The sequence below is a fragment of the Pseudomonas sp. PDM24 genome (genome assembly GCF_019218905.1).
GTDB lineage: Bacteria > Pseudomonadota > Gammaproteobacteria > Pseudomonadales > Pseudomonadaceae > Aquipseudomonas.
This window is the reverse complement of sequence record NZ_JAHUWR010000003.1, coordinates 127727-143396: the sequence shown is the minus strand read 5'-3', so window position 1 is coordinate 143396 and position 15670 is coordinate 127727. Positions and strand designations below refer to the sequence as shown.

At 57.1% G+C, this 15670-nt stretch carries 13 protein-coding genes, 1 tRNA gene and 5 pseudogenes; 8 read left to right on the top strand and 11 right to left on the bottom strand.

Translation table 11 applies throughout. The features are described from left to right. Positions 1 to 2: 2 nt before the first annotated feature. From KW837_RS12330 to KW837_RS12310, 5 genes are all read right to left on the bottom strand, one after another. Positions 3 to 347, bottom strand: a complete 345-nt coding sequence (locus KW837_RS12330; RefSeq protein ID WP_218396016.1) for an EthD domain-containing protein — start codon at positions 345 to 347, stop codon at positions 3 to 5. Next, positions 344 to 1618: an alpha/beta fold hydrolase gene (locus tag KW837_RS12325; RefSeq protein ID WP_218396013.1), complete on the bottom strand. Its 1275-nt coding sequence runs from the start codon at positions 1616 to 1618 to the stop codon at positions 344 to 346. The genes KW837_RS12330 and KW837_RS12325 overlap by 4 nt, the downstream gene beginning before the upstream one ends. 74 nt (positions 1619 to 1692) lie before the next feature. Then, positions 1693 to 2676 carry an aldo/keto reductase gene (locus KW837_RS12320; protein ID WP_192343179.1) on the bottom strand — a complete coding sequence of 328 codons (984 nt, stop codon included), beginning with the start codon at positions 2674 to 2676 and terminating at the stop codon, positions 1693 to 1695. Further along, positions 2673 to 3524 (bottom strand): SDR family oxidoreductase, encoded by an 852-nt coding sequence (locus KW837_RS12315; protein ID WP_218396011.1) that lies wholly within the window; start codon positions 3522 to 3524, stop codon positions 2673 to 2675. Before KW837_RS12315 ends, KW837_RS12320 begins: the two co-directional genes overlap by 4 nt. 258 nt (positions 3525 to 3782) lie before the next feature. After that, a complete protein-coding gene (locus tag KW837_RS12310; RefSeq protein ID WP_218396009.1) occupies positions 3783 to 4997 on the bottom strand; it encodes a FadR/GntR family transcriptional regulator in 1215 nt (404 codons plus the stop codon). Positions 4998 to 5177: 180 nt separating this feature from the next. Between KW837_RS12310 and KW837_RS12305 the strand changes: the two genes are divergently transcribed. Both KW837_RS12305 and KW837_RS12300 read left to right on the top strand, forming a co-directional pair. Continuing rightward, positions 5178 to 6389, top strand: a complete 1212-nt coding sequence (locus KW837_RS12305; RefSeq protein WP_218396006.1) for a cytochrome P450 — start codon at positions 5178 to 5180, stop codon at positions 6387 to 6389. A gap of 518 nt (positions 6390 to 6907) precedes the next feature. Then, a pseudogene (locus KW837_RS12300) lies at positions 6908 to 7111 on the top strand (FAD-dependent oxidoreductase); the annotation flags it as partial. On the opposite strand, the pseudogene KW837_RS12295 reads toward KW837_RS12300, so the two are convergent. Next, positions 7109 to 7451, bottom strand: a pseudogene (locus tag KW837_RS12295) (DNA topoisomerase); the annotation flags it as partial. The pseudogenes KW837_RS12300 and KW837_RS12295 overlap by 3 nt on opposite strands. A gap of 378 nt (positions 7452 to 7829) precedes the next feature. On the opposite strand from KW837_RS12295, the pseudogene KW837_RS28750 reads away from it, so the two are divergent. After that, positions 7830 to 8107, top strand: a pseudogene (locus KW837_RS28750) (aromatic ring-hydroxylating dioxygenase subunit alpha); the annotation flags it as partial. Positions 8108 to 8469: 362 nt separating this feature from the next. On the opposite strand, the gene KW837_RS12285 reads toward KW837_RS28750, so the two are convergent. Further along, complete coding sequence (locus KW837_RS12285) at positions 8470 to 8874, bottom strand: M10 family metallopeptidase C-terminal domain-containing protein (RefSeq protein ID WP_218396000.1); 405 nt, start codon at positions 8872 to 8874, stop codon at positions 8470 to 8472. A 222-nt stretch (positions 8875 to 9096) separates the two neighbouring features. Here KW837_RS12285 and KW837_RS12280 point away from each other — a divergent pair. Beyond that, a pseudogene (locus tag KW837_RS12280) lies at positions 9097 to 9411 on the top strand (transposase); the annotation flags it as partial. Between the two features lie 322 nt (positions 9412 to 9733). On the opposite strand, the gene KW837_RS12275 reads toward KW837_RS12280, so the two are convergent. Beyond that, positions 9734 to 9821, bottom strand: a tRNA-Ser gene (locus KW837_RS12275). A 124-nt stretch (positions 9822 to 9945) separates the two neighbouring features. On the opposite strand from KW837_RS12275, the gene KW837_RS12270 reads away from it, so the two are divergent. Further along, positions 9946 to 10617 carry a Bax inhibitor-1/YccA family protein gene (locus KW837_RS12270; RefSeq protein WP_007898177.1) on the top strand — a complete coding sequence of 224 codons (672 nt, stop codon included), beginning with the start codon at positions 9946 to 9948 and terminating at the stop codon, positions 10615 to 10617. 226 nt (positions 10618 to 10843) lie between these two features. Here KW837_RS12270 and KW837_RS12265 read toward each other — a convergent pair whose 3' ends face one another. Both KW837_RS12265 and KW837_RS12260 read right to left on the bottom strand, forming a co-directional pair. Continuing rightward, positions 10844 to 11173, bottom strand: coding sequence for a YceK/YidQ family lipoprotein (locus KW837_RS12265; protein WP_218395997.1), 330 nt, complete (start codon positions 11171 to 11173; stop codon positions 10844 to 10846). 57 nt (positions 11174 to 11230) lie between these two features. Continuing rightward, positions 11231 to 11668, bottom strand: a complete 438-nt coding sequence (locus tag KW837_RS12260) for an Lrp/AsnC family transcriptional regulator (RefSeq protein WP_008006559.1) — start codon at positions 11666 to 11668, stop codon at positions 11231 to 11233. A 135-nt stretch (positions 11669 to 11803) separates the two neighbouring features. Here KW837_RS12260 and KW837_RS12255 point away from each other — a divergent pair, with 135 nt between their 5' ends. Beyond that, positions 11804 to 12697, top strand: a complete 894-nt coding sequence (locus tag KW837_RS12255; protein ID WP_192343720.1) for a DMT family transporter — start codon at positions 11804 to 11806, stop codon at positions 12695 to 12697. Between the two features lie 7 nt (positions 12698 to 12704). Here KW837_RS12255 and KW837_RS12250 read toward each other — a convergent pair whose 3' ends face one another. Continuing rightward, complete coding sequence (locus KW837_RS12250; protein ID WP_218395995.1) at positions 12705 to 14330, bottom strand: NADP-dependent glyceraldehyde-3-phosphate dehydrogenase; 1626 nt, start codon at positions 14328 to 14330, stop codon at positions 12705 to 12707. Positions 14331 to 14540: 210 nt separating this feature from the next. On the opposite strand from KW837_RS12250, the gene KW837_RS12245 reads away from it, so the two are divergent. After that, entirely contained in the window at positions 14541 to 15428 is an 888-nt protein-coding gene (locus tag KW837_RS12245) for a Dyp-type peroxidase (RefSeq protein WP_218395993.1), read from the top strand. Continuing rightward, positions 15429 to 15524, top strand: a pseudogene (locus tag KW837_RS29050) (HEAT repeat domain-containing protein); the annotation flags it as partial. Between the last annotated feature and the right edge of the window lie 146 nt (positions 15525 to 15670).

Here is a 15670-nt window from a genome sequence, read left to right as displayed (position 1 = left end):
TATCAGGCTCCTTTGAATGCTGTGGCTGTTTCATGGGCGATATAGGTGCGCATTGATGCCCTGTCCATGAAGCGTTCCTCGTCTTTGGCAAGCACTTGGCCTTCTGGCGAGCGGGTGAGCTTCATGGTGGCAGCAAGACCCTCGGCATCGTCGAACCAGAATTCGGTTACGCAATCGAAAAGCGGTGCATCCTGACCTGGAAAGGCTTCGAGGTAGTTTCTGCAGTACTTACGCAGATGAGGGAGGGTCGCCACGGCAAGGGGGGCGTGCGTGGTTTCGTAGTGCTGACGAAATTCTTCGAAGCTCAACGAGGCTTTGCGTTTTATCAGGAGTACTAACTTAATCATTGCGTTTGCTCACTTTGCTGAACCAGACGGTCTAGGATGGGGAGGATGGCGTCGCAGAACCGTATCGGGTCATCCGAAGGGGCAAAGTGACCAAGGCCAGGAAGCACGATGTGCTCGACCCCGGGGATGTTTTTTGCTACCGCGGCGCCACCGTTTTCGGGGTACAACTGACTACCATCGAATTCGCCGGTCACCACGACCACCGGCGTTTTTTGGGTGTCGATCAGGTGGCCGTCCTCGCGCAAGTCATGCTGATTCATGAAGTAATCGTTATCGCCGGCGTAGACGCCAGGGAAGTTCGAGCGATACACCCAGTAAACTTCTTGCGCTGCGGCCTGAGGTGCGTCGGGTGCGGTGGCTGCCAGGATTCGGGAGGCGAAGAAGTCAGTCGATGTCGTGGGCTTGCGATGGATGTCGTTGTTGTATTGGCCCCGAGAGCGAATCTCATACCAGCCGTTTACCGCAACAAATGCTCGGTAGTGCTCGGCATGATGAGCCGCCAGGTCCAGCGCCAACTGCCCACCGACGGAGCAGCCAAGATAGATTGGCTTGTCGAGCTGGAGTGCTTTGACAATCGCTGTGCTCCAGTCAAGTAACTCGGTCTTGCTGGGTCGGTACGCCTCTTCCCACCAACGTGAGCCGATGGGGGGGAGCGATTTGCCATGGGAGGGAAGGTCCCAGGCAATCATGCGAAACCGTTGTTGTAGATCGGGGTTCGCCAGCATGTGCCGATACTGGCGGCTGTCGGCGCCGGCGGTGTGTTGCAGCACAAGGATTACCGGCCCGTGTCCGGCTTCTTCGTAGTAAACGCGTGCTTTCTGGCTACCGTTTTGAACAAAGACATAACGGCCGACAGCATTGTCGGTTTGCCAGTAGGGTTCCGGCTCGGCGTGGGGGGCGGGGCTATCACCAGCAACTGACCGGCGTAGCACAATAAACAAGCGTTGCAGTGCACCTTGATAGGGAGCGAGGAATCTCTCGAAATCGCCTTCTACCGTTGCGCCATACAATTGCCCGACTGACAGCGATTCGTAACCTACTTGTGGGTCTGCAACCAGTGCCTGGCTCCAGAAAGTGTCCGGTCCGGACACGGTGATATCTGCCGCACTCGTGTTGGCGTGGACTAGCGACAGAGCGCCATTCCTGACTTCGATTTCAAACGCGAAGTCACCCAATTTCACTCGTATAAGTGCGGTGAGATCGCGCAGCTTGTATAGCAACTCCTGATCGGCCTGTGCGGCCGCCAGAAACTGTTGCGCATCTATTTTCATGGCTACCTCAGTGGTTCAAAACGTCTGAGTGTTGTTTTCAAGGCGCACGAGCGCCGCCAGTCGGTGTTGGCTTGTCAGTGATGACCCAACACGGGATGGGGTTTGTAGGGTTCCTCCAACTTCGCGACTTCGTCTGCGGTGAGGGTCACCTGGAGCGCCTCTACGGCCTGGTCCAGTTGTTCGAGCTTGGTGGCGCCGATGATGGGAGAGGTCACTGCTGACCGCGAGGCAACCCAGGCAAGGGCAATTTTCATTGGCTCGACGCCCTTGGCGTTGGCGACTTCCGCGAGACGTTGCTGAACTTCGAAGTCGTCTTCTCTGAAATAGAGTCCACGAGCAAAGGTATCGTTTTGGGCGCGATCAGTCGCTCCACTGCCTTCCTTGTTGCGATTACCGGCCAGGAAGCCGCGGGCAAGTGGCGACCATGGGATCACGCCAATGCCCTGGTCTTGGCAGAACGGCAGCATCTCCCGTTCTTCTTCGCGATAAACGAGGTTGTACTGGGGCTGCATGGAAACGAATCGGGAGAAGCCGTTCTGTTTCTGGATGCCCAGGGCTTTGGCGAATTGCCAGGTGTGCATGGAAGAGGCGCCCAGATAGAGCACCTTGCCGGCCCTTACCAGATCGTTAAGGGCTTCGGCGGTCTCCTCGAAGGGCGTCTCGTAGTCCCACCGATGCAGCTGGTAAAGATCGATGTAGTCGGTCCCCAGTCTTTTCAAACTGGCATCCACCGCCGACACAATATGCTTGCGAGAGGCACCCCGCTCGTTCTGACCAGGCCCCATCGTTCCAAAAAACTTGGTCGCGATGACCACTTCTTCGCGGCGGGAATACTCCTTCACCATCTTGCCGAGCAGCAATTCGCTGGCACCTTCGGAATAGGCATTGGCAGTGTCGAAAAAGTTGATGCCATGCTCGAAGGCGCGCTTGAAGAACGGAGCGCTCTGTTCGTCGTCCAGTGTCCAGCCGCCGTGGTAGGTGCCTTTGCCATAGCTCATGCAGCCAAGGCAGAGTTTCGAAACCTTCAGTCCAGAATTGCCCAATCGAACGTAGTTCATTTTGTTCTCACCCAGTTGGCTAGTCGTGTATCGACGATGTCGAGTGCGTTGTTGATCTCCGTATTTCTTTTGCCCGAGAACTCACGAATTTTGGGGTCGGTGATAATCAGGAATTCGTCGTTTGCTATCCCTGCCAGGCAGAGCGCTGCGGTCAGGGCGGGATCTTGTCCCTGCGCCATCGCTGCGCTGGCGCGTGCCGCGTACTCCTGGGGCATGGCGGACTCACCGCCATATCGTTGCTGGCGAGTACGTCGAGCGTCGTAGAGCTTGGTGTCGACCAGGCCCGGACAAAAAATGGAGACCTTGACCCCGGTATCAGCCAGATCGCGACGCAGTGTTTCTGCGAGCGCCAGGCTTGCCTGCTTGGTGAGGGTGTAGATGCTGCTCGGGCCGGTCTTGGGAATGCCCAGGGAGTTCTCTGAACCCGTGATGACGAAACGGGCGATATGACCTGCTTCGGCAGACCGAAGCAGTAGTGGTACGAACACTTGGATGGTCGAGAACGTCCCTTTGATGTTTACGTCCAGGAGCCAATCGAACTCGGCCGGTGCCGTGCCAAGAATCGGCCCGGGAATGGCGACGCCGGCATTGGCGAACACGTAGTTGATCTGCCCGAAATCGTCGATGACTCGCTGGGCCAGCGTTTCGAGTTGGGATCGTTCCGTTACGTCGCATTGATAGGCGCGAACCCTGGGGCCTAGCTGCTCGGCCAACTGGGTGGCCTGGATAAGGTCGACATCGGCAATGGCGACAGAGGCGCCGCTTTCTGCGAGGGCGATGGTGAGGGATCGCCCGATCCCGCTCGCAGCACCTGTGATCACGGCGGTGGTGTTATTGAGGCTGCTCATATCTACTCCACTTCGTTTTTGTTTGATGAGTAGTATATTTACGAAGTGTCCAAAGAAACAAGCCGGCCGCAACGAATCGGGCTTGGTCATGCGAGAAGGAATAGGGAAGGTGGCCGGTACAAATGCCGAAATAACTTTATGCGTCAGGTGGATAGGCGCAGCCAGGACGGCGGCTTCACCATGTAAGCGAATATTTCACTGGGAAGACGGTTGAGGAGGGGGAGGAGGCGAGCAGAGGGGAAGGCGGAGCTAGATGGCTTACAGGTCCGCCAGAATCTTTATGAAGGTCTCGGCAAGCGGATTACCGTGATGATGCCGTGAGCCTGGCTCAGCGGCGGACAGCAAGCCTTCAAGCGCGTTGCGCACGCAGGCAGCTTCCGCAGGTTCCAGCCCTGTACGTCGCAGATAGCGACTGCTGGCGAGCGTCATCTGCACCGGGTCTGGGCGAACGACGCGTAGACCGCTGGCACCGCCTCTGCCCATTTCCACTACGCCTAAACGCTCAAGGGAGCGAATGGCTTCACGAACAACTGCGCGGCCAACTTCAAAGCGTTCCATCAGATCCGCTTCCGATCCCAGATGCATGCCAATAGGCCAACCTGATTCGAGTATCTGTTGGCGAAGCCTGCGGGCAATCTGCTCTGCTTTCTTTTGTGGGCGCCCTGCAGGAAAGAGCTGATCCGCGCGCTCTACCGCGCCTTCACGGCTGGATAAGCCACTCATTACTGCCGAGTGGCGGAACACCTCTTCGAAGTGTTCGAGAAACTCGTCGTCCCAGCTCAGCGCCTGCTCCAGCTCGCCATCGATCAATGCCTGTGCGGTCTTTTTGATAGACCGAGACATCGCACCCATAAGGCTTTGGAAGGTTTCATCATCCAGAGCCGAATACCATGAAGCGTGTATGAGGGCCTGGCCGATTGCGTGCACGAAAAGACTTAGCGCGGTGTTGTCTGCCAGCTCCAATAGAGCCTTGCGTACTTCTGCGGCGGCGGCAATGACACCTGGGTTGAAGTCATCGCCAATAGCTTGGGTGAGGGTCTGCAGGTGTGCGCGACTGGTGTCAGTTATCCGAGCTGCAGCCTGTCTGATCATCACGCTTTCAAGGGCTTTTCGAGCTACGCGGATCTCGGCTGGCGTCGGGCCGAGAAACTCCAGGTAATTGCTCAGTCCATTGCGGACCGCATCGAACAGCGTGGAGGCGACAAACAGCCCTCCGTTGCGGCCTCGTCGCGATTCGACCATGCCGATCTGTTCGAGTAGCACGATGGCTTCCCGAAAGCTCCAACGGCTTACATCCGCAGCAGCGGCCAGCTCCGCCTCCCTGCCCAACGAGAACCCCACGGGCCAGGCCTCGATGACAATGCGGTCCTCGATGATCCTGGCTATGCGTTCGGCCAGTTTCATCTTGCTCGATTGCTCGTTGTGGGTTCGACCCGTGTGTTCCAGGTAGCCGAGGAGGGGGCTGCTCGCCATAGGCAATCTCTTTCAACACCGCTTGCTGGGGTGGTGGATGGGATGCGGATTATGCGGGTTGCGACCGGTGTAGTCGATCCCTTTCGGGGGCGATCGATCTCAAAGGTATTACATTTAAATTTGAAAGGTATTATATTTTATTTGGCAAATTGACCCGCCTGCAAAATCGCGAGAACAACAATGACAGACGAAACCGGCTTCACCCTGGATGTGGACCTTCTCAACCCGGCCACTTTTGCAGATGGCCCACCGCATAAGCTCTTTGATCTACTGAGAAACGAACGGCCTATTTATGGGCAACCAAGCCCTATGGGCGGGACGGCATGGTCGTTGACGCGGTTTGCCGATATTCGTGCCGTGGGTACCGACTTGGAGCGCTTCACTTCTGCTGAGGGGATGCACTACCCGAATCTGCGTGAGCATGCGAAACACAAGTGCGACAACATCATGTTCAACGACCCGCCCACACACACACGGCTGCGCATGTTTGCAGCCAAGGCGTTCTCGGCGCCGGTAGTGGCCAGGTTTGATGGATGGATTCGCGAGCTCTGCGTGGAGATCGTCGACAAGGTGCTTCAGCAAGACCGCCTCGACATCATTCCTGCCATCGCGTCAGAGCTGCCGGGCCAAGTCATCGCCAAAGTCATGGGGGTGCCAGACCATGAGCGCCCGTTGATTATAAAGTGGGCGAACGACATTTTTGGGCGGTTGGACCCGTTGGTTGGTATCGAGCGCTCGATCAATGCGGTAAAGGAGTGTGAGGCGTATGCATTCGAGCTGCGCGAGCGCAAGCTGAAAGAGCCCGGCACGGATATGGCCACCGAGTTGGCACATGCTTCCCGAGGCGGTATGGGAATCACCGATGACGAATACAAGGAAATGATCAGCTCGTTGATCATCGCCGGATACGAGACTACCCATACCCTAATTGCGCAATCTCTGGTGCTGATGGCGCGGGACCCGCTGGTTCGCCAACAAGTTGAAACGACCCCAGCGGGACAGATGGGGCCGGTGGTAGAAGAGCTGTTGCGTTACACCTGCCCAGTCATGCACATGGGGCGTACTGCAAAAGTCGACTTGGAGCTCAATGGTCAGCACATATCGAAGGGGGACTTTGTGCTGATGTGGTTTACCGCTGCCAATCGAGACCCGGCCGTATTCAAAGACCCTCATTCATTCAATGCGGGGCGGCCTCGTGTTGGTCACGCCAGCTTTGGTGGCGGCGGCCCACACCTGTGCATGGGCGCGCATTTGGCAAGGCTCGAAGGCCAGATTCTCCTAGAGGAAATGAACAGGAGAAGTCTGCGACTGGAGTTGGACGGTGAGCCGGAGCGTTCGGTCGGGGTTTTCATCAACGCACTTAGAAAGGTACCGATGCGGGTAGTCAAATAAGCAACTGGGACCTTCGTCATTCAGCACAGGGTGATGGGTTACCCCATTAGTGGACATATGAACTCGTTTGCCTGAGGCTTGTGGCGCACTCCCTGGAGAAACCTGCGTGTGGCGCTGGTACTGAATCCGGGTTTTGCGCTATCTATGCACCCACATCTCCCAACTCGGTTGCATTGGGCGAGGAAGGTTGGGGAGGAACGGTACTTCAGCATCTGGTTAGGGCTCAATTGCCAGGCGCAGGTCCCAATTGAATGGATATTTGCTCGGGTTATGCACGGCGGTAAGGATGTGCGTGTGAGGACTATTTCCTTCCAGGTAAAAGCTATCGTCGGCGTTTTCGTTATTTCCCCGCTTACGTGTTCCGCTTATGTATATTTTTGCTGATCGCTCCGCTGGCGTTGTTGCTGACTGCGGCCGTTTTCCTGACCGTGGCAGGCATTGTCTTTGATCGTTCAGCAGCACACGCGGGACTGTCAGAAATTTTGTGTTCGGGCATAACATGCTGAAGAGGTGCATGTATGCCAACCAAAACCCGTAAATACGACCTGCACTATCGGGACCTCGAAGGCGATATCGAGGCTGAGGTCGTGATCATCGGGGGTGGTTTTTCCGGTATCAACACGGCGCTGGAGCTGGCCGAGCGGGGTATCTCCAACGTGGTAGTGCTGGAAGCAAATTACCTGGGCTTCGGCGGTTCAGGTCGCAACGGCGGCCAAGTACTGTGGCAGATAGCGACAATCGCTGCGGATAGCTAGTGGCTTTGTGGGTTTCATGCAGGGATTGACCGATGTTCAGGGTTTCCTGAGCTCCGAGTCCCAGTTTGCCTGAGCTAACTTCTTGCAGAGTACTTAGGTCGAAGGGCAGGGGCGGCGCCTCCCGGAAATGCTCAGTTTGAAGAGAGAGTACTGTCGCGGTCTTGCTACCTGAGATTGCTTCGACGGTCTTACAGGCAAGCGCCTGCTGCAGACAACGGCCAGCATCATCTCGCCCGGAGCGGCGTGGTAGCCACGACGCAATGAAAGGTTGCCAGTGCACGAAGCTGACGTCCAGCTGCTCCCTGTCGCATTGTCCTTACTCTTTCGGGTTGGGGCAGTGCTCGGGAACTAGGTTGTCGAGGTCCTTGTCTAGCGCGAGAATTTCATAGTCTTGAAACGTTCCACAGGTGCGGCACACGAACGTTAATGGTGCCGGTGTGTATTCCATGTGTGACGGCTTGCACAAATAGAAGCGGTCCTGGCCTGGTAGCGGGCACGCTCGGTGTCGTATTGATCGCATTCACAAGTGGCCTGGTGTGGATGAGCGGGCAGTCGCCACGCTAGTTTCTCGACGAATTGTTCGTGCCAAAACCGACTGAACATGAGTTTAAGCTCGTCGCTCATTCCGTTCAGCGTGTGCTCTTCCATGGGCATGGCTTGAGTTCCTTGGGGACGGGGAATGTGCGGTTTTTATAGCGGCTTTCATGGTGTCACCCCGGAAACCGATACTACCAGCCACTACTTCTGGACCTGGCCACTAATCCGCAAAGCGATCACGAGGCTATCAAGGCCAAGGTCATTGAGCAGACCATCCTGACTTTTGACGAAGACAAGGTGGTGATCGAGGCCCAGCACCGGAATATGTATCCCTTTGGTACGGGCCCGATGATCGATATTCATGTTGATGTAGGCGCCAATCGGGCGCGCAAGCTCATCGAGCGGTTGCGCCACGCCAACCTTTAAGTCCGCTTTGAAAAAATTTAATCGTGGCATTAGTCGAGTTGATCATTTGCTGCAGATACTCGCTGGCGACCTCGTCGCGGAAGCGCTGGTATGGGGTGCTCCTGTTTAGGCTCCTCATTCAGCGGTTGGTCAAAAGCTGCCATTGTTGTGACGGCGGAATATGTAGATATTTGTGATCGATCAGGTTATCTGCAGGACCTGTATCCCGTTGCCCATCATGGTTTGGGATGCCAGGGGTATGCCACTTGAGCAGCGTACCGTGCCGGCTTTCGATCCCAAGCCAGAGGCTGCTGTGCTGTACCAGATACGGTAAGCACACAGCGCCGCGCAACCAGATCAGGCCACGTTATAAATATGGGGGGCTACGGTGCCTGCGTCAGCTCCACATGTTCAGGCGCGGAAAGATCCTCGGGCAGCGCAGCACTATCGACGCTGGAGCGGGCGACGCTCGCCGTGCTGAACGTCAGGTTGCTGGCGTCGAGTTGTCCGGCAAAGTTTCCATCGAGCATCAGCTCGAAGCGTTGGCCGTCGGCATTGGCCTCGAAGCTTTTCAGATAGGTGCGGGTATCGTCTGCGTTATTTCCAATCAACAAGGTGCCGTCGTATCCGTTCCCGATCCCGGTGAAACCCAGGGCACTGAGGTCGATGCGATCCTCGGCAGGATTGAAATCGAGTATGCGGTCACTGTCATTGCTGTCAGCGGTGCGAAAACTGTCTGTCACGCTGGCATAGCGGAATACGTCGTTTCCCACACCGCCGGAGAGCAAGTCGCGGCCGTGCCCTTTGAGAGGCTCGACGTCGACCTCACCGCCAAGCCAGATTGGTTCCTGGCGCTTTCGCCGATGGGAAAGGTGCCGCTACTCAAGGTAGAGCTGCCGGATAGGACGTACGCGATACTCTTCTCACGCAAGGTCATCGATTGCTGAATTTTCGAATGGGTTAATGATTTCCGGCGGCTTGGGTCAAAATCGCATCAGGCGACTATCGCCGATTGCAGCGTTTGTCCGTCAAAAAGCCGCTGCACCAAAGCGAGCCGCCGCTACCTCACGCGCCACGCTCAAGAGGCCGCCTTTGAGCGAATGGAGCAACGAATGCGGGCCCATCCCGAGATGATGACCCGTCGGCGATCCATCGTCGAACACCCCTTCGGCAATCTCAAGCAATGGCTGTTTGGCAATGGCCGGTTCTTGCTGCGACAGCTGAAAGGCGCCAGAGCTGAAATGCCACTGGCGGTGCAGGCCTACAATTTGAAAAGAGCGATCAAGGTGCTGGGAGCACAAAAGTTGATAGCGCTGATGGGCTGAGAGGCCCTTTATTTTTCCGATTTCAGAAAAACAAATGCCCCGACAAGTCGGGGCATTTTGTTTTTGATCTTGGCCCCCGGTGTCAGGGTAGTTGTCGAGGAGAGATCACAACCTCTGTTTTCGTTCCGGCGCTTCCTGCGGAAGCTGCCTCTATACCCGTTCTTGAGGCCCCTAGGTGCAGGCAAGAGACCATTCGAAAAATTAGCCGCTGGTCGAAAAGCCATACTCCATCCAGGGTGTGGGCTGAAGTGTGGGCTGGGGGGGTTTACCAAACCCCAGAAACGACAAAGCCCTGAATAATCAGGGCTTTGTCGTATAAAGATGGCGGAGGCGATGGGATTCGAACTCATGGACCTGTTACAGTCGACGGTTTTCAAGACCGTTGCCTTAAACCACTCGGCCACACCTCCGTTTGCGTTGCGGGCGCCATAATACCTGAATGAAACACACTGTCAAACTCTCTGCATGGCTTGTTACAGAGCGTCTGTTATGATCTTTGCGACTGAACGTTTCAAACCCAACAGGAGTGTCGCCATGCGCGAACAGGATTACGCAGTTAATAACAGCGTGCAGGCTGAGCAGCTAGAGGTTAGCCGCGTCCTGCGCAACACTTACGGCTTACTCGCCCTCACCCTCGCATTCAGCGGCGTGATGGCGTTTGTTGCGCAGCAGATGCGTGTCGGCTACCCGAATATCTTCGTCGTGCTGATCGGCTTCTACGGCCTTTTCTTTCTCACCAACAAACTCCGTGATTCGGCATGGGGCCTGGTTTCTGCGTTCGCGCTGACCGGTTTCATGGGTTTCCTGCTCGGCCCGATTCTCAACCGTTACCTGGGTATGCAGGGCGGCGCAGAAGTCGTCAGCTCGGCCTTCGCGATGACCGCGCTGGTGTTTGGCGGCCTGTCGGCTTATGTGCTGATCACCCGTAAGGACATGAGTTTCCTCGGTGGTTTCATCACCGCCGGTTTCTTTGTGCTGTTGGGCGCGACTCTGGCGAGCTTGTTCTTCCAGATCAGCGGTCTGCAGCTGGCGATCAGCGCAGGTTTCGTGCTGTTCTCCTCGGTGTGCATTCTGTTCCAGACCAGCGCCATCATTCACGGCGGCGAGCGCAACTACATCATGGCGACCATCAGCCTGTATGTATCGATCTACAACCTGTTCGTCAGCTTGCTGCAACTGTTCGGCATCATGAGCCGCGATGATTGATCGTCAGCCTTGAGTAAAAAACCCGCTTCGGCGGGTTTTTTATTGTCTGTGATTTGGCTCAGCGTTGGTTTCAATCAGGCTCGTGGCAACACACGCAGAGTTTGTTGCCGTCCGGGTCGCGCATATAGGCGCCGAAGTAATCGGGACATGATAGGTCGGTAGAACGCTAATGCACGATCGAAATCGGTGATGCCGATAAAAACGTGAGACAACATTCACCTGCTCCTTATTCGGCCACAATGATGCTGCCATCAGCCTGTTGCCGATAAATGGTGTAGGGCAGCAGCATGGTGTCGAGAACGCCGGAAATCACTACGTCGATCAGTACAAAGGGCGTGCCGTTGTTGTATTTGTACTCATCGATGCCCGGGCCTGGAGGCGCATGCAGACTGCAAAAGTCATACGTCACGCCGCTATAGATCCGTGGAACCGCACCGCAGTAGGTTTTCTGTTCCTTGAGACTCTTCGCCGCTGCCTCGTCACTGCGCACCACGGTCTGAAACGTGCCGCAACCAGTGAGTATCATTACCGCCAGTAACATGACTTGAGTTTTCATACCGTCAATCCTTCGCCGGAAAAACCCCAATCTACCCCTTTGCGAACAAAACAGCACTCAAGCCATCGGTGGCAGCCGGCGCTTGACCGGGGTCTTCTTGACGATGGCGGTGTTGGTTTCGGCGTGGCTGTTGAGGCGATCGAGGAGGGTGTCCAGTTGTTCCATCGAGCGCACATGCAGGCGGGCGATGAAGCAGTCGTCGCCGGTGACTTTGTCGCACTCGGTGAATTCGGGGATGGCCTGAATCTGTCGCTCCACTTCCTGTAACTGGCCCGGCAATGGGCGAATACGGACGATGGCCTGGAGTTGGTAACCGAAGCATTTGGGGTCGATCTCGACGGTGTAGCCTTTGAGCACGCCACGTTCTTCGAGGCGGCGCAGGCGCTCGGCGACACTGGGCGAGGACAGGCCGCTGATCTGTGCCAGGGCCTTGAGCGAGCGGCGTGAGTCTTCCATCAACGCGCTAATCAGCACTTGGTCGATGTCGTCGGTCATGGCGAATCCCCTGTTAGGCAATCGGCTGAATTAGCCTTGATAAAAAAGGCAGAAGCCGAGTTTAGCCTGCTTTTTGCGCTGGAGTAGGCCCTCGGGTGGTTGGCATACTTTGGGCTCAAATACAGGAGGTGGATGATGGACAAAACATTACGTCGCGGCTCATTCGAAATGACCGCCGCCATGCTGATTTCCGGGACCATTGGCTGGTTCGTGCTGGTGTCAGGGCAACCGGTACTGGACGTGGTGTTCTGGCGCTGCGTGTTCGGTGCCGCCACCTTATTGCTGATCTGCGCGGCGTTCGGCTTTCTGCGTCCTGGCATTTTGACGTCCACCACTTTTTTGCTGGCCGTACTGAGCGGGGTGGCGATTGTCGGCAACTGGGTGCTGTTATTCGCGTCCTATTCCCGCGCCTCGATTGCCATTGGCACGGCGGTTTATAACGTTCAACCATTCATGCTGGTGGGGCTAGCCGCGTTGTTCCTGGGGGAGAAGATCACCCTGCAGAAGTTGTTCTGGCTGGGCATTTCGTTTCTAGGAATGCTGGCGATTGTCAGCGCACATGGTGAGCAGGGCGAGGGTGGCAACGATTACCTGATGGGGATTGGTCTGGCGCTAGGGGCTGCCTTTCTGTACGCGATTGCCGCGTTGATCATCAAACGCCTGACCGGCACACCTCCGCATCTGATCGCATTGATCCAGGTGTGCACCGGCGTGCTATTGCTCGCGCCCTTTGCGCACTTCTCGGCGATACCGCAAACGCCCGATGCCTGGGCCAGTCTGGTGACCCTGGGCATCGTGCATACCGGTTTGATGTATGTGCTGCTTTACGGCGCGATTCAAAAACTGCCGACAGCGCTGACCGGCGCGTTGTCGTTCATCTACCCGATTGCGGCGATTTTCGTTGACTGGTTCGCCTTCGGCCATCGCCTGGAGCCGCTGCAATGGATCGGTGTCGCCGCGATTCTGTTGGCCGCCGCCGGGATGCAACAGGGTTGGAGCCTGAAGCTTCGGCGGGTGGCGGCGCAGTAAACAGGCCTCAGAAAATGTAGTCAGTGGTCAGGAAGCTCGAGTTGCGTCCGCTGATGATCTCGCTGAGAAGCTCTTTGCTGCTTTCCTGGAACTTGGTCGCCACCAGAGTCCGAATCGAAAATACCCGCAGCGCATCGTGCACCGACAGCGTGCCCTCGGCGGAGTTCTTGCGACCGTTGAACGGATAGGTGTCCGGACCGCGCTGGCACTGGGCGTTGAGGTTGATCCGGCCGACCTGGTTGGCGAACGTGTCCACCAGCCTGCCGACTGCCACCGGGTTGGTGCCGAAGATGCTCAGTTGCTGGCCGAAGTCGGATTCCAGGACGTAATCGATCACGGTGTCCAGATGACGGTAAGGCACGATCGGCACGACCGGCCCGAACTGTTCTTCCTGGTAGACGCGCATCTGCGGTGTCACCGGGTACAACACGGCCGGGTAGAAGAACGATGCGCGGGACTCACCGCCATTGGGGTTGACCACGGCTGCGCCTTTGCTGACCGCGTCCGCCACCAGGGTGTGCAGATAATCGACCTTGCCTGATTCCGGCAATGGCGTCAGGGCCACGCCACTGTCCCACGGCATGCCGGGTTTGAGGCTGGCGAGTTTGGCGTTGAACTTCTCGATGAACGCTTCGACCACGTCTTCATGGACGAAGAGGATTTTCAGCGCGGTGCAGCGTTGACCGTTGAACGACAGCGAGCCGGTGACGGCTTCGCTGACCGCATTGTCCAGATCGACCTCCGGCAGAACGATACCGGGGTTCTTCGCATCCAGGCCCAGCGCCGCGCGCAAGCGGTGAGGCCTTGGGTGGAGTTTTTTCAGGTCGCTGGCGGCCTTGTTGGTGCCGATGAATGCAAAGATATCGATCTTGCCGCTGGCCATCAGTGCGCTGACCGTCTCGCGGCCGCTGCCGTAGATAACGTTGATGACACCGGCCGGGAAGCTGTCGCGAAAGGCTTCCAGCAACGGGCGAATCAACAGCACCCCAAGCTTGGCCGGTTTGAATACCACGGTGTTGCCCATGATCAGCGCCGGAATCAGCGTGGTGAAGGTTTCGTTCAGCGGGTAATTATAAGGCCCCATGCACAACGCCACGCCCAACGGCACGCGGCGGATCTGGCCGAGAGTGTCCTGCTCCAGTTCGAAGCGGCTGGAGCGGCGGTCGAGTTCCTTGAGGGCATTGATGGTGTCGACGATGTAGTCGCAGGTGCGGTCGAACTCTTTTTCCGAGTCCTTGAGGTTTTTACCGATCTCCCACATCAGCAACTTGACCACCGCCTCGCGCTGTTCGCGCATGCGAGCCAGGAAGGTTTCGACGTGCTGGATACGCTCGGCCACGCGCATGGTCGGCCACAGGCCCTGGCCGCGGTCGTAGGCGCGGACGGCGGCGTCGAGCGCGGTCAATGCGGTGTCCGCATCGAGCAGCGGCGTGCTGCCGAGGATCACCTGTTCATCACCATTCGCACCGCTCAGGTACACCGGGCTGCGGACTTGAGCGAGGGGCCCGGACCAGGTTTTCAGTTCGCCATCGACCAGATACTCGCGCTGTTCGATCGGGCCGTTGAGGCGGTACTTTTCCGGGACGTTGTCGGCGGTGGGAAACAGGTTGCCAAGGATTTGTGCTGTGGTCATATCGCTACCCCGTCTGGATTGGGTGATGCACTGATGAATCGTTTTAGCAGACCTCGGACTCGCTTGTCATGGCTCATCTTATGATTTTTTTTGCTCGGCGTTATGGATCGCGAATCTGTCGGCAGCTGCTACAGGTCGATCTTTTGCCCTGAAAACACACAAGTAACGATCCCCCGGTTAAACTTCACGCTCTTTCTCAAAGGAGTTCATATGAGTTATTACCAGCCGGGCATTCTCGCCACCCCTGTTCCGCCTCAAGCTCGTCATATGTTCTTCGCCCTTGAATCCGTTGAGGCACTGCCGGCTGCGCTGGATAACCTGATGCGCCTGGTGGACGGCAAGTCGGCTGTAGTCGGTTTTGGTGAATCCCTGGTCAAGGCGCTGCACGCACAGATCGATGGGCTGCGCGCTTTTCCTGCGCTGGTCGGTGTCGGTGTCGACAACCCCTCGACCCAACACGCGCTCTGGTGCTGGCTGCACGGGGTTGACCGTGGCGAACTGCTCAATCGCAGCCGTGCGCTCGAAGCCGCGCTGGCACCGGCCCTGCGTCTGGTGCAGATGAACGAAACCTTCCGCCACATGACCGGGCACGACTTGACCGGTTACGAAGACGGCACCGAAAACCCTCACGATGAAGCTGCTGTCGCCGCTGCATTGTTGAGCGACGGCGCGGACGGTCTGGTCGGTGGCAGCTTCGCCGCGATCCAGCAGTGGCAGCATGATTTGAAAGGCTTTCACGCAATGCCGCCCCATGAGAAAGACAACATCATGGGTCGTCGCTTGAGCGACAACGAAGAACTCGATGACGCGCCGATCTCCGCTCACGTCAAGCGCACCGCCCAGGAAAGCTTCACACCTGAAGCCTTCGTGGTCCGTCGCTCGATGCCGTGGATCGAAGGCGATCGTGCCGGCCTGATGTTCCTGGCCTTCGGTTTTTCCCTCGATGCGTTCGAATCCCAGTTGCGGCGCATGAGTGGTCTGGAAGACGGCATTACCGACGGCCTGTATCGCATCAGCCGACCGATCACCGGCGGCTACTACTGGTGCCCACCGCTCAAGGACGATCGCCTTGACCTGCGCGCACTGCGTGTCGGCTAAACCTCGAGTAAAGTCGGACACGCCGATGCCGGTTCTGCCTTGGTTGAAGCCTTGAGCGACGATTACTGGCAAGTCCGCCTGCGCGCCACTCGCAGTCACGAACGCGGCATCTACCCGTGGCCCTACCTCTCAGGACTCACCTGAAGCCTGTAGGAGCTGACGAGTGAAACGAGGCTGCGATCTTTTGATGTTGTTTTTAAAGAGCAAGATCAAAAGATCGCAGCCTCGTTTCACTCGACAGC